Genomic DNA, 13,882 nt, shown 5'->3' with positions numbered 1-13,882 from the left:
ATGGGCGTTACCCCTTCAGTTGATATCGACATCCTTGCCGTTGATTTGCACAGGCCCTGTGGCACTGAAGTCAAAGTTGCTGCCATTGATCAGCACGGTCCCGTCGGACTTCATGACTAACGACGCTTTGCCAACCGTGATGCTGAGTTCGTCGCCTGTCGTGATGTTGAAGCGGTTGCCAACGATTACGGACTTGTGGATGCCCACCTGTTCGCTTTGGCTAAGACCAACTGTCGTGTTCATTGCCGCACCGACACTGACTTGGTAGCCCGCGCCAATGGTCAACGCCTTGGCCAGCGCGATGGTTTCAGTCTTGTTGGCACCGATGGTCACGCTGCGGTTGGCGCCGATGCTGATAGTTTCGTTCTTGCCAACGTCTTCGGTGCGGTGGTCGCCGATGGAGATGCTTTCGTTATGGTCCACCCGCTCGCTGCGGTCATTGCCGACGAAGGTGGTTTCGTTGTGCTTTACGACGTTGTTCTGGTCCTTCTCCGCATGGATAAAAACCTCCTGCCGACCCAGCTCATCCTCGAAACGCAGCTCGTTGAAGCCATCGCCCTTGTGGGTCTGGCTCTTGATGGTCATGCGGGTCTTGTGGTCGGGCAGGTCGTAGGGCGGCAACTGGTTACCGCAATAGGTACGCCCGGTGATCATTGGTTGGTCGGGATCGCCATTGACGTATTGGATGATCACGTCCTGGCCGATACGCGGGATGGCCATCGAGCCCCAGCTACCACCAGCCCAGCCCTGTGATACGCGTACCCAGCAGGAGCTGAACTCGTTGTTGTTGCTCTCCCGGTCCCAGGGGAAGCTGACCTTGACCCGGCCCCATTCGTCGCAGTAAATCTCCTCGCCCGCTGGGCCGACCACGGTGGCCATGTGCGGCCCATCGACTCGGGGCTTGTCCAGCGGAGCGGGGCGCCACTCGGTTCTGCCGGGAACAAGTTGAGCGGTTTGCTCATAGCGTGTGCTTTGATCGACGCCGGCTGCTTCTTCCTGAAGGCTGGTGAACTGGCTGCCCTTGTGAACGACTTCGTTCACGCGCCAGTGAGCATTCAGGTCGTCGCGTGGGTGGCCTGTGAGTGTGAAGCTCAGGCCAGGCTGCAGCCTGACGTCATCGCCCTGAACATCGACAATTCGCACATCGTGGCGCAGGGCGGTAATCCGGTTCTCAGTGAACGGCTTGCCCACGGCATCGCGTTTGTAGCGACCGGGATAGTCGAAGCGCTCGTAGTCGGTGGATTGGTGTTCCAGGAAAGGGCCGGCAGCACGGTGTTCCTGGCGATACGCCGGATGGGTGAAGGTGTAGTCGCGCTGGACCTGCCGTGAGGTTCGTACCTGCTCGCTGTAGCGCAGGCGCCGCAGGCAGGGTCTGGCCTGATCGCCGCCACTGTTGGACTGGTACAGCACGGTGCCGGGGTCGATAACGTCTTCACCTTCAAAGAAACCTTCGTCATCGTTGTCAGTCTTGAGCGCGCCGTGGCTGATCAGCCCAAGGGATAGCAGCTGATCCGTGATGATCAACTTGTGCAGTTTTTCACTGTGCTCGAAGCGATAGACGAAGCCCTCTTCAGCCGCCAGGCGGGCGATGAAGTTGAGGTCGGTCTCGCCCGCTTGCACGCAGAACTCGCGCACCGGGTGGTCCATGCTCGCGCGAAGCTCGTATTGATCGATGCCCTGACGCTTGAGCATCAGCTCAAGAATCTGCGGGACGGTCTTTTGCTGAAAGATGCGCCAGTTCGAACGCAGCCCGGCGCGCGCCAGGATGGGCTCTACCAAGGCGTGGTAGTAGGTACGGTAGAAGCCGCTTTCGCCCTGGCTGAACCGGCTGACCAGGCCGTGCACGTAGCGCACCGGTCCTTTGCCATCCCAGATCGTGAAGACGATGGGCTTATCCAGCAACTCACCGAAGTTGATGTCGGGCTCGAAACTGATCAATTCCAGTTCGAGGGTGAAGGGTGTGCTGATCGCTTCCTTGAGTTCGAACGACACCACTTCAAATTCGGCATTGCCAACGAGTGGCTCGAAGGTGTACCGCAAATCAGATTGGCTGGGCATGAAAAGTCCTTCCGCCGTCTGAGAGTTCAAACACCCCTGGCAGGGCATGCCTGCCAGGGATGTTCAGCCGGGTTAGGCGATGGGTTTACGCCAGTCGTCGGAGCCTTCAGTGCCTGCCACTACGTGGGTCCAGGATATCTTGCGGTAGGACATCGCCACCTCGATCAGCTGGGTGTAGTTCGCATTCTTCTGGTTCTGCGCATGCGGCAGCACCGTGTTGATATCGACGATGGTGGCGTCCTCCAGCTTGGTGGTGAAGAAGTGCTCTTGCTTGCCCTCCACGGAAGTGCGATACCAGTTGACTTCAACGGTCGGCAGCATTTCGCCGCTGGACAGCGCCTGATACATCAGCGGTGTCGCCTTGTTCAGCGCGCTGGTGAAGATGAATGGTTTGTGGACTCGTTGGCCTGCAGGCTGGCCGCTCTGCGGGTCGGTAGGTACGGTCACTTGGTGCTTGATCTCCTGCACCAGAATCTCGTCTTCGTGGCCCTCAACAAACACGTTGCCGACCGAATCGGAGGTGAAGGCGCCTGCGGTGATGTTGCCTTGGGTCTGGCCTTCGATCTTGATGTAAGCGGGTGTTGGCATGGCAGTTTTCTCCTGCGTCCATGTGGATAAGCACGCGCACAAAAGGCAGCGTGGCCATCGAAATCGATGGGCTTTTTCAACGAGGCAAATGCCCCATCAATTCATTGAATTCGGGTGTGCCGCCTGTTTACTGCTGCAAGATGCCGTTGAGCGACTGCAGCACCTCATTGGTGATCAGGTGCAGGCGGTAGCTGTAGATGCCGTAGGCTGTGGCCATCGCAATGGCAGAAATCACCAACGGGCTCCACCAGGGCCACTGCCGGTTCATACGGAAGTTGCGCGGGGCGACGTTGGTGTAGGGGTCGCAGACCGTTGTCGGCGTGGGTCCCCGTAGATCACGGATGATTCCGTGGAGTTGGTGAATGAGGGTGTTCAGCGTTTCTTCGCCCTTTGGCGCCAGGGCGTACTTGCCCTTCAGGCCCAGGCACAGGATGAAGTACATGAACTCCAGCACGTCCTTGTACTGCTGGGGCTCTTGCATCAGGCGCGAAATCACGGTGAAGATCTTTTCACCACCGAACGTTTCGCTGTGGAAAATGCTGAGCAGGGGCTCCTGGCTCCAGAGGCTGGCCTGACCCCAGGGCCGCTCCATCACGGCCTCATCGATGAACAGGCACAGGCCGTAGGAATACGCCAGAAGTTGCGTGGTCTCGTAGCCATGCTGGCGCATCTCTTGCTGGATGTTTTCAATCTGGTTGCGCACCTGCCGGTGCACTTCCTCGATGTTGGGCAGCGTATCGAGCGTGCGTAGGCGTATGACGAGGCCAAACAGCGGTGCAGCCGCATCCAACATCAGATTGTCGTAGCCGCCCCGCAACTGAAAGTCCGGATCAGCTGGGTACCCCTGATAGGTGGGTTCTCGCTCTGGAGCAGTTGCCTCGGATGCTGTGGTGTCATCGGGTAAAGACTTCTGAAGCATCGATTGAAACTGCGCGGTTTGAGCAGAGGCGGTTTCATTGTTGGCGAGGTTGTTCTCTTGCATCTCACTCACTCCTGATCGCCCAGAACTGCAGCTCAAGCCCAGGGAACTCGCCCGCGATATGAATCCCGAAACCGTTGGCCGTCTTCATGCAGGCCCAGGCCGGGTCGCGGCGGTCGAGCTCGAAATAGCTGAAGCCCGCATGGAAGGGGAGGTCGCGAGGCGCTACCGGCAGAGGCTGTAGCGCAATACCGGGTAGCTGCTTATGCACCAGGTCATTCAAGGTCTCCAGGGAGGTGACCTTGGCTTTCTGCATGAACAGCTGGCGTAACGTCGGCGGTGGCAGATCGGCACGCACGGCGAGGATGAAGTCGGCGTCATCGATCAAGCGGCGGTCTTCGAGCGTTGTCGTCATTACGCCGTAATCCAGTGCGTCCAGCGGCAGCGATACAGCCCGCGGTTGCAGGACCGTACCCAGGGCGCGGCGTAAGGTGTCCTGCAGCGGTTTGAACGACGTGCGCAATGCAGTGTGCTGATAGGCAGGAAATTCTGGAGGCAGCCGGCTCTCGTCGGTGAAGGTCACGAACTCGCCACAGGCCTGGCTCATGTGCAGGTACAACTGTTCAGGGTGGGTCTGCCCCTGCCTGGCCAAGTGTTGGAAGCAAGGCCACCAGCGGTTCATGGCCTGCAGCAGGTTGAAGTCGCGAATATCGGCGATGCCGGACTGGCCCGAGGCGCCAATCCGGCTGGCTAGGTTGCGTGAGCGCTCGCGCAGGGTGTTGGTGATTTCTTCGAGGTAACGCTGGAGTGCCGGCACTGCCCGTAACGAGACGCTGGTCGGGTAGAACCCTTCATCCAGTTGCAGGCTGCCATCGGGCCGGCGTTCCAGGATGCGTGCCATGGCCAGTCGGGTGTAAGCGCTGCTGTCGTCGGCCTTGCGTTTGAGTTGCAGGTTGGGCACCGCCAGATCGACCTGAGCCAGGTCGCCGTCGGCGCTATGGGTGTCCTTGATTTCCAGAGGCTGTGCGCTGTAGCGGAAGTTGGCGGCATTGTCCGGCCAGCTCACCTCTCGGCCACCCTCGGTGCGCAGTGGCAGGCAGAGGTAGACTTCGCTGTCCTTCGCACCGTCGTCCTCGATCTCCAGCGGCGGCGGCGGTGGCAGGTCTGCCGGGATGTCGAACACCGTGCCGTCCGGCATGATGCCGCGTGCGCGGGTGATGGCGATCTTGCCCAGGCTCAGGTATTCGTCGTTCAGTTGCAGCTCGCTGAAGCCATAGAAGGCTGCGTTCAGGCTGGCGAGACGTTGATGCAGGGCCGCTTCTGTTGCGCGGGCAGCCTGCTGGAAATGCTGCGGTTTGACGAACAGGCCTTCGGGCCACAGGACGGGATTACGTGAACTCATGAGCGCTCCGTGTCAGCGTGAGTGAGTAAGAAGGGTTGGGCAACCATCAGTCTTCTTCCTTCAGCAGGACCTGCGTGTCGTTGAGCAAGATCGACAGGATGATGTGTTGGCCGCGCGGCGGAATGCGCAGCACCTGGCTCCAGGTGGCGTTTTCCTGATTGCGGTAATCGGCGATCACCGCAACGAACCGGGTCTCGGGCTCGAGGGCGGCGAAGGGGATGAACTTGAACTGCCCAGGGCGTAGCAGGTAGTCGTCATCGCGGATGTAGGTACTGCGCAGCGCCTTGGCGGGGTCCTTGTCCAACAGGTCATAGAGGCTGTTGCGCAGCAGCGTGTCGTCGCGCAGTTGCAGGATCTTGATGGCCATTGGGGTGGCGACCGGCTCAGGGGTGGCCGTGGTCGCGCGCGGCAAGGTCAGCTGCACATTCGAATCTTCGTAGCGGCCGGGCGTACTTTCCTCGAAGGGTGAGCGAAGGGGTGAATCGGCCTCGTCCTCTTGCATCTCGACGGGGGAGATAGCCGGGAATTGCGCCTGCAGAAACTCGAACAGGGTTCCGACTTTTTCGATCAGGGCGTAGGGGTCGCCCGCGCTCAAACTGACCGCGTAAGGGCTGGGTTCCAGGCTGCTTGTTTGCTCTACCGCCGCATCCACACTGCTGGGATTGCTGTTGAGGGTGGGGCTGGCGTTGATGCTGAAAGCAACTTCGGTGGGCTGATCCTTGGTCGGGCCGACGGGGATCGAGGGGTCCATCGCCACCTGGCCCATTTTGCTCAGGGCAGTGCAGCCTGAGAGCCCGATCAGCGTCGCCAGAACGCCGAACACGAGTGAATGACGCGTCATGGGCGTTCTCCTGCAATCAAACGGTCCAGCGGGTTCTCTTGCGTGGTTTCTGTCGCCGCATCCAATGCTGCCAACGGATCGTTGCCCATACCCGCATCGAATACCGAGCAGATCTCAGCGACTTCTGGGGTCGTTGTGGGCTTTTTAAGCCAATGCTCTGCGGGTGCATCCAGGATAAGTCGGTCAAGTACTCGCGAATCAGCGCTGAACAACTGCTCCAGCGAACGTGCATCCGTTTGTGAGAGCTGAGCCAACAGTCGGTAAGCGCCAACACGAAGCTGGTCACCCTCAAGCAGGCGCCTGACTGCTGGCGTGCCCAGGCTGTCCAAGTTGTCGTTCAGGTAAGTGCGCCCGCAGCGGTCGATCACACAGAAGCTGCCTTCTATCCAACGGATCTCGCAGTGGATCGGCGCCACGCTCTGCTCACGGTCATTGATCAGCCACGCGGCGCCTGCGCTGCCGACGGTGCCGCCTGCGCGATCGAATTCGTGCCGGGCCGTGACGTTGTGCAGCAACTGGTCGAGGTTGGTGATGCTCAAGGTCAATGTGCTCATGAGCGCCCCCGGAACCGTACAACGGGACTGATCTGGCCGTGGCGGTCATCGACGAAGCTGGTCCAGCCCAAGTGAGCGCCTTGGCTCGGGTGTAGGCAGAAGGGCGACAGCGCGTTCTGTTGCAGCCGCAATTCCAGGTCGTAGGCCAACCCGTCGCGCAACAGGAAGTCGATCAGGGCGCGCAAGCGATTGAAGTTGATGCCGCTGGGCAGCAAGTCGCGCAGCTGTGCCTGGTCAAGCTCACTGATCACGATGGTAAATTTGCTGCTGCGCGTGCGCGTGCGGCTGCCGACCATGAAGGAACTGCCCAGCTCACCGTTGTTGCGGCCAAGGCTGACCTGTTGCTGGATTGTCGTAGGCACCGAGCGGGTTTCGAACTCGCGGATCTGCACCTGCTTCAGGTCGAAGCAGTGGGCAATGATGCCGGCGACGGTACCCGGTGCGCGGCTGCGGCTGGCGATGACGCCCGCGAAGCTGAGCAGCCGGCTCCAGGGCAACGCGGTGTCGCCGCGAAGCTGTTTGTCATTCAACCCGAGCAGGGCAAAGATGTACTGGGAGAACCCATCGCTGGCACCCGGCTGGAAGCGAATGTAGTAGCGGTACTTGCGCCAGATGCGGTGCAGCAGGCTGAGCAGATAGTGATTGAAGAAGTCGAAAAAAGTCGGGCGCACGCCGATGCCTTGCGCATGCTCGTAGGCCACCTGCTCCAGGTAGTAGGACGGCAGCGGCGAGTCAGTGCCATGCAGGCCCATGAACGTGGCGCACACGCGATAGCGGTCTTCGGCCTCGGGCATGCGCTCGGCTTTGTACACGTCGGAAACCGGAAAGGTCAGCCTTGGATCACAGGCCAGACGCACGCGCAGCCGAGTGGCCTGGTCCGGCCAACGCGGTTCCAGGTCATCCCCGTGCAAGCCGTGCAGGCGCTCCAGCAACTGGTAGAAGTTGTACTGGTGGGCGTCGGCGAGCAACTTGTCGGCTAGATCAGCGGTTGTTTGCCGGTCTGGATGGGCCATGTGTAGCGCTCGTTGTTGGTGGTGTTGATCACTTCCAGTTGATGGAAGGAATTGATGCTGGCGTACAGGGCGAAGAAGTGCGCGAGCACGCAGCCGAACAGGTACAGGTCGCCCTCGCAAAGGAATGCGGCCTGATCCAGCTTCAGTCGTGTGCGTAGCCCGCGAATGGGCTGGCCCTTGATCAGCCAATCCAGAGGTTCGGTCTGGATATCCCGGATGCCTTCGAGGCGCTTATGGGTAGTGCGTGTCTGCTGCAGGTCGTGCAGCGCCACGAAGTCATAAGCACGAATGACCGCTTTAAGCGGCTCGCAAGAAAGCAGCGACAGGTAGTTGAGCGACATGTTGGAGATGAGCGCCCACTGCAACTGGCCATCGAGCACCGGCCGATAGGGGCGTGTCGGTGCACAGATGTTGGTGTAGGTGGTCAGCGGCGGTGTGACTTCGGAAATCACATTGATGTCGTCGACGCCCAATGCCAGGGGTAGATCGCGATTGGTGCAGGTCAGGTCGATGGACGCCGTTTCCAGCTCACCGGTGTAGGCGTTGGCGTCGGCACGTACGAAAGCGATACGGTGCGTGACGCCATCGCCGCGCAGGGAATCTTCGAGGGTATAGCGGTAGTAAAGCGCCGTGCGCCCTTGAGCATGCTCGATCTCATGGGCGAACGATTCGAAGGGGCGGAAAGTGCGTAGGTGTTCGCCGGTACTGCCGTCAGTTGTCGTGCGGGTGCTGATCACCCGATCAACGCTGAAAATTTCATACGCATGCCGCTCTTTACCTCTGGGCGTGAGGTCAGAAGGGGCGTGCCGGTTGGAGAGGTCGATAGGTTCGGCACTGTGGCTGAACAGGTTTACAGCCGGGGTGCAGAACAGGCTGAAGTCCGCCATGCCGATACGCAACGAATCAGGTAGCTGGCGGGTGAAATGAAGTTCAATGCCCACCTGCTGAGTGGCTTGATCGGGCCAGACCTTCTGCAGTCCGGTTGCACTGAAGAAGTGGAAGCGCTTTGGAAATACGAAGTATTCCTGCAAGATCCGATAGCCGTCGAAGACGTTCTGCGGGTAAGGCAGCAGCCCTTCGTCTGGGCTGAAACCCGGGAAGACGATACTGCTGGCGGGCAGCCGGCGGACCTCACCATTGATCGTCACAGCCACATGCTTGAGGTATTGAGCGATCCAGAGGTACAGCGTGCGGGCAGTTTCGGTATCACCGCTCAGGTGGAAATCCAGACTGTTGCAGCCGAGGGTGTTCAATGGTCGCTCGACCAATGTTCGCAGCTCGATACGTGCCACCGAACTGTCGAGCGTCTGGGTGGCGCTTACCGATTCGATCTCGAACGGATGGATATCCACTGCCGTGCAGGTGCGAAACTCACAAGGCATGCCATCTACGGGTTTGGAGAACAGCTGTGAGCCTTTGGGAATGCGTTGTGATTGGCTGAGCGCTTGCTTGAGTGGTGTGAACTGGATGATCGTGGCGCTCGGCAGGGGCCGCAGGTAGTTGGGCCACAGCAGCTGCAACATCGGGTGCGTCAACTCTGGCAAGTCATCCTCCAGCTTGAGGCGCAGCTTGGCCGTCAGGAACGCGAAGGCTTCCATCAGGCGTTCGACATCCGGGTCGCTGCCACCCTTGCCCAGCAGCCGGGCAAGTTGTGGGTTGTCTTTGGCGAAGTCGTTCCCCAGCTCATGCAGGTAACGCAACTCTTCGCTGAATCGATCCTTGAGTGACATTGGTCACCTCACTCGGGTGTGGCGGCTATGGCCGTTGACCAGCAGCTCCAGTTGCAGCTGCTCCTTGTGGTTGTTGACCTGCACGTGGCAGTCCAGCCGGAAGTGCAGTTCCAGCGGGGCGTGGCAATCAGGCATGGCTTTGAGCGAACGCACCTGCACACGCGGTTCGAAGCGCCGGATGGTGCGGCGGATGTCGGCGCTCACCTGCTTCAACAAGTCGCCACTGCTTGCGTCGTGCCCGTTGAAGTCACGCAGGCCAAGCTCAGGGCTGCTCTGCGAGCAGCCCTGACGCGCATTGAGTAGCGTTTCCAGGTGGCGCTTGATGGCGGCAAACTTCTCGGCAGCGTTTTCTTGCCGAGAGGGCGTGCGGCTTACAGACTGATCCGTCATCAAACGGTCGAAAAATCCACTCATTGGGTATCAAGCCGGCCGACCAGTGAGATCTCGAAGTTCGCGCCCATGTACTTGAAGTGCGGGCGCACGGCGAGTGAAACCTGGTACCAGCCCGGGTCGCCGGCCACATCGGAAACCTCGACCTTTGCAGCGCGTAACGGGCGACGGCTGCGCACATCGGCAGACGGATTCTCCTGGTCGGCGACGTACTGCTTGATCCACTTGTTGAGTTCGGACTCAAGGTCCTTGCGCTCCTTCCAGCTACCGATCTGCTCGCGCTGCAGCACCTTGATGTAGTGGGCCAGCCGGTTGACGATGAACAGGTAGGGCAGCTGGGTGCCGAGCTTGTAGTTGGTTTGGGCCTGCAGACCTTCGGGGGTCTTGGGGAAGTTCTTCGGCTTCTGTACCGAATTGGCCGAGAAGAACGCAGCGTTGTCGCTGTCCTTGCGCATGGTCAGGGCAATGAAGCCTTCTTCGGCCAGCTCGAACTCCTTGCGGTCCGAAATCAGCACCTCGGTAGGGATCTTCGCTTGCAGCTGCCCCAGTGCCTCGTAGAGGTGCACTGGCAGGTCCTCGACGGCGCCACCGGACTGTGGGCCGATGATGTTCGGGCACCAACGGTAGCGGGCAAAGCTATCGTTGATGCAGCTGGCCAGCAGGAAGGCAGAGTTGCCCCACAGGTAGTTGTCGTGCCTCCCGTCGATGGTCTCGGAGTAGTGATAGCTTTGGACGGGGTTTTCTTGCGGATGATAGGCCGAGCGGAGCATGAAGCGCGGACCGGTCAGCGCAGTGTGGCGAGCGTCCTCACTTTCACGGAAGGCGCGCCATTTGGCATGCCGTGGGCCGGCGAAGATGTCCTTGATTTCTTTCAGGTTTGGCAGCTCTTCGAAGCTGCTCAAATTGAAAAACTCGGGTGACGGGGCGGCGAGGAAGGGGGCGTGCGACATTGCACCGACGGAGGCCATGTAACTTAACAGCTTGATGTCTGGTGAAGAGGGGCCGAAGTTGTAGTTGCCAACCATGGCCGCCACCGGCTCACCACCAAATTGACCGTAACCCGCGGTGTAAACGTGTTTGTACATGCCACTGCAGGTGATATCTGCAGCATTCTCAAAATCATCGAGCAGGTCTTCTTTATTGACATGCAAGACTTCAAGCTTGATGTTCTCGCGGAAGTCCGTACGGTCGACCAGGAGTTTGAGGCTGCGCCACGCCGATTCAAGCTGTTGGAACTCGGGCTGATGAAGGATGGCATCCATCTGTTTACTAAGCACCCGGTCCAGCTCTGCAATCATCTGGTCAACACGGTGTTTGTTGATTAGTTGATCTGGATCATTGCTTTTGAGTATTTCCGCAATAAAAGCAGATACACCCTGGCGAGCGACTTGGTAGCCCTCTTGTGCGGGCACCAGTTTGGTTTCGGCCATGATCTGGTCAAGTAACGTGGCATTGCTCAATGTCTCGCCGGACAGTTCAGCGGCGAGGGGAGTGCGGGTTGGTTTTGGCATGGGACGCTCCGTTGTCTCAGTCTTCTTTTGGTGCCTCAAGCACCAGGTTCAATTCTTCGGCGAGTTGTTTGCGGGCCTGTTCATTGCTCAGCAGGTGCTGCAATTGCTTGCGGAAAGCGGGCACGTTGCCCAGCGGGCCTTTCAGGGCCACCAGTGCTTCGCGCAGCTGCAATAGCTTGTTCAACTCGGGTATTTGGCGCGCGATGCCGTCTGGTCCGAAGTCGTTGATCGACCTGAACTGCAGGTTGACCGCCAGCTCCGCGTCCGCTGTCGCGCTGAGCATGGAGGGCACGGACATGGCCAAGCTGACGTCGGCGTCATTCAACACATTGTTGAAGGTGTGTTTATCGATGCGCATGACCGATCGGTCTTCCAGCGCACGGGTGTCATCCAGACCGAAATCGCCCAGCACCAACATCTTGTGCGGCAGCTCTACTTCGGCCTGTTCATCACCGGTCGCGGGTACGTACTTGATGTTGATGCGCTCTTTGGGCGCGACAGAGCCTGAGGATTTAGACATGGCTATATATCCTGCTTGGTGATTGAGTTATATGTAGGACGCGTCCTACAAGTTGGTGGGTTGTTTTAAACGAATATTAAACAGGCGAAATTTATTTCGCGTTGTTTGCTGTGTAAAAACCATGCGCTTAGTTATTGGTGTGCGTCGAGCTAGAATATGTAACAAAATAATTGCTTGTATTGTAGTGTTTTTGTGTACTAGCCTTTTTTGCTGTTTCAGGAGGCTGGCTGACGGCTAGTTCATATGTGCTATTGAATCGTGAAGTTGGGGTGGTCGATTGATTAGTTGTGGGTGGACTATTGGGCTTTTACTGCTGTTTTTTTCAGTGCCTGCCTTAGCGCGTGAACCCCGGGACTGTCCGCGGATCGCTTCCAATATCGAGCGTTTGGCATGCTTTGATCAGGCAGCGGGTACGCCGGGGTACACACAGAATCGACAACAGTGGTCGGCGCCGGAGCAGGACTCACCTACGGTGCGTCGCGTGCTGGCTCATGAAGCAGAGCGAAATCCCGAAGACCTGACGTTTCGGCTCGCGCGGGAATACGAGGGGCTGATGATCTCTGCGCCCGCTGTCGCTTCGGACGCACCGCATCCCTACCTAGTAATCAGCTGTGTGCAGAACATCTCCAGGTTGCAACTGGTCACTGCGCAGCCCATCGATGCCGGACGGGTAACGGTCCGGTTGCAGGGTGACCGCGGGGCGACGGTCCCCACTGCCTGGCAGGTGACTGAGAACGGCCAGGTGCTCGACGGCGGAAGAGGCTTGCCGGGCATCGAGCAGATCAAGCAGCTGACAGGAGCTCACCGTATTCAGGTGCAGAGCGACAATCCATCCATTGATGGGCTGGTCTTCGATGCTCAAGGCCTGGACCCGCTTATAGGCGAGGCACGCAAAGCATGTCGCTGGTAGCGGAGGTCAACGCGCAGGAAATTGCACGGTTGCTCGCACCCATCGATGCGCAGGCACCGGCTGGCCTATTCGATGTGGAGGACGAAACCTATCAGGCCATCGACCAGGAAATGGTCAAGCTGGGCGGGCTGCAAGAGTCTTCCATCGATTGGGCCTACATTGAAGAAGCGTCTCGTCAGTACTTGAGTGAGCAGTGCAAGCATCTGCGCATTGCCGCGCACCTGAGTGCCGCCTGGTTGCGCAGCCGATGTTGGGAACGCTGGGTTTTTACCCTTGCACTGCTGGGGGGCGTGGTCGAACGGTACTGGGAAAGCTCACACCCGAAACCCGGCCCAAAAGGCTTCCTCGGCAAGCGCAAGCTGGTTGCCCTGATGCTCAGCCGTTTGATCGAAGCCCTGCCACGCCTGGATCGCTTCACGTACAGCCCCACTCACGCAACGGCAGCCCTGGAGGCATTGCAACGGCTGCAACAGCAGCGAGCTACAGCACAGTTGGATGAAGTTCTTCTGGGCGAGCTTGAGCGCTTGCTTGGCAAACACACGGAGCTTGCCAGCGGCATGGGCGAGCTAGCCACCGCCAAGGCCTCTGCGACGAGCAGCAAGCCTGCACCCCTGGCCGAGGTTATCGCCACGCCAATGCCTCGCGTGTCCTTAGGCAATGAACGTGAATCACGCCGGGCCCTGCTGGCCATGGCCGAGATGATCAATCAACAAGACCCCTACGACCCGACGGGTTACCAATTACGTCGGTTCGGCTTGTGGGCTCACATCCAGGCGGCACCTCAAACCAAGCAGGGCAACCGTACTGAACTGATGGCCGTGCCGCTGGATATCGCCAGTGATTATGAAGAGGCCATTGCCGGCACCGCGATCGATGCTGCGTTGCTCCAGCGGATTGAAAAGAGTGTAACGGCTTGCCCTTTCTGGATACGCGGCAGCTTCCTCGCGGCCACGGCGGCGACACAGCTGGCGATGGCTGAGGTGGCCGAGGCAATCCGCGCCACTACTGCCCGGTTCATCCAGCGCATGCCCGCGCTGCAGCCGTTGTGCTTCAGCGATGGCAGGGCGTTCCTGGACGATCAATGCATGGCTTGGCTCAAGGGCACAGGTGAGCAGGCGCAAGCCGGAACGGCCCACGAGTTCGTGGGCTTGCGCGAAGAGCTCGTCAGTCAGTTGGAAACCGGTGGGGTAGAGCCGGTTTTGCTCAGGCTACAGGCCATGCAGGCAGACCTTCGCTCCCCTCGTGATCGTTGCCACACCACCGTCATCGCAGCTGATCTGCTGGCCGCACGCGGCGTCCCCTGGCTGGCCCAGGACCTGTGCGCCAGTGTCGCCCGGACCATGCAGCAAACCACGGCCAGTGTGTGGGAGCCGGAAGTTTTTCAACGACTGCAACAGTATGCCTCCCCCCATGCATTGGTCGATCAAAACAAGGACTAGAACCCTC

Annotated in this window: 13 protein-coding genes; 2 read left to right on the top strand and 11 right to left on the bottom strand. The window is 59.4% G+C overall.

Going from position 1 to position 13,882, the window contains the following annotated elements; all coding sequences use genetic code 11:
• Nucleotides 1–15: 15 nt before the first annotated feature.
• The 11 genes from DMX11_RS11140 to tssB all read right to left on the bottom strand — a co-directional run bounded on the left by DMX11_RS11140 (nt 16) and on the right by tssB (nt 11,526).
• Nucleotides 16–2,058, bottom strand: coding sequence for a type VI secretion system Vgr family protein (locus DMX11_RS11140; RefSeq protein WP_110744583.1), 2,043 nt, complete (start codon nt 2,056–2,058; stop codon nt 16–18).
• A gap of 72 nt (nt 2,059–2,130) precedes the next feature.
• On the bottom strand, nt 2,131–2,646 hold the full coding sequence (locus DMX11_RS11135) for an Hcp family type VI secretion system effector (RefSeq protein ID WP_110744582.1): 516 nt from the start codon (nt 2,644–2,646) through the stop codon (nt 2,131–2,133).
• A gap of 127 nt (nt 2,647–2,773) precedes the next feature.
• The gene (gene icmH, locus DMX11_RS11130; RefSeq protein ID WP_110744608.1) at nt 2,774–3,565 is read right to left on the bottom strand and encodes a type IVB secretion system protein IcmH/DotU; all 792 of its coding nucleotides are present in this window, start codon (nt 3,563–3,565) and stop codon (nt 2,774–2,776) included.
• Between the two features lie 64 nt (nt 3,566–3,629).
• A complete protein-coding gene (gene tssK / locus DMX11_RS11125) occupies nt 3,630–4,967 on the bottom strand; it encodes a type VI secretion system baseplate subunit TssK (protein WP_110744581.1) in 1,338 nt (445 codons plus the stop codon).
• Between the two features lie 46 nt (nt 4,968–5,013).
• Nucleotides 5,014–5,808, bottom strand: coding sequence for a type VI secretion system lipoprotein TssJ (gene tssJ / locus DMX11_RS11120; RefSeq protein ID WP_110744580.1), 795 nt, complete (start codon nt 5,806–5,808; stop codon nt 5,014–5,016).
• A complete protein-coding gene (locus DMX11_RS11115; protein WP_110744579.1) occupies nt 5,805–6,362 on the bottom strand; it encodes an FHA domain-containing protein in 558 nt (185 codons plus the stop codon). The genes tssJ and DMX11_RS11115 overlap by 4 nt, the downstream gene beginning before the upstream one ends.
• The gene (gene tssG, locus DMX11_RS11110; RefSeq protein ID WP_110744578.1) at nt 6,359–7,375 is read right to left on the bottom strand and encodes a type VI secretion system baseplate subunit TssG; all 1,017 of its coding nucleotides are present in this window, start codon (nt 7,373–7,375) and stop codon (nt 6,359–6,361) included. Before tssG ends, DMX11_RS11115 begins: the two co-directional genes overlap by 4 nt.
• Entirely contained in the window at nt 7,339–9,105 is a 1,767-nt protein-coding gene (tssF, locus tag DMX11_RS11105) for a type VI secretion system baseplate subunit TssF (RefSeq protein WP_110744577.1), read from the bottom strand. Before tssF ends, tssG begins: the two co-directional genes overlap by 37 nt.
• 3 nt (nt 9,106–9,108) lie before the next feature.
• Nucleotides 9,109–9,519 (bottom strand): type VI secretion system baseplate subunit TssE, encoded by a 411-nt coding sequence (gene tssE / locus DMX11_RS11100; RefSeq protein WP_110744576.1) that lies wholly within the window; start codon nt 9,517–9,519, stop codon nt 9,109–9,111.
• The gene (gene tssC, locus DMX11_RS11095; RefSeq protein WP_110744575.1) at nt 9,516–11,006 is read right to left on the bottom strand and encodes a type VI secretion system contractile sheath large subunit; all 1,491 of its coding nucleotides are present in this window, start codon (nt 11,004–11,006) and stop codon (nt 9,516–9,518) included. The genes tssE and tssC overlap by 4 nt, the downstream gene beginning before the upstream one ends.
• 16 nt (nt 11,007–11,022) lie before the next feature.
• Complete coding sequence (tssB, locus tag DMX11_RS11090) at nt 11,023–11,526, bottom strand: type VI secretion system contractile sheath small subunit (RefSeq protein ID WP_110744574.1); 504 nt, start codon at nt 11,524–11,526, stop codon at nt 11,023–11,025.
• Nucleotides 11,527–11,851: 325 nt separating this feature from the next.
• Between tssB and vasI the strand changes: the two genes are divergently transcribed.
• Both vasI and tssA read left to right on the top strand, forming a co-directional pair.
• Nucleotides 11,852–12,436 (top strand): type VI secretion system-associated protein VasI, encoded by a 585-nt coding sequence (vasI, locus tag DMX11_RS11085; RefSeq protein ID WP_256590589.1) that lies wholly within the window; start codon nt 11,852–11,854, stop codon nt 12,434–12,436.
• Complete coding sequence (gene tssA / locus DMX11_RS11080; protein ID WP_110744573.1) at nt 12,424–13,875, top strand: type VI secretion system protein TssA; 1,452 nt, start codon at nt 12,424–12,426, stop codon at nt 13,873–13,875. The genes vasI and tssA overlap by 13 nt, the downstream gene beginning before the upstream one ends.
• Nucleotides 13,876–13,882 lie beyond the last annotated feature (7 nt).

This window comes from Pseudomonas sp. LB-090624 (assembly GCF_003205205.1).
Lineage (GTDB): Bacteria > Pseudomonadota > Gammaproteobacteria > Pseudomonadales > Pseudomonadaceae > Aquipseudomonas.
This window is presented reverse-complemented; position numbering and strand designations above follow the sequence as displayed.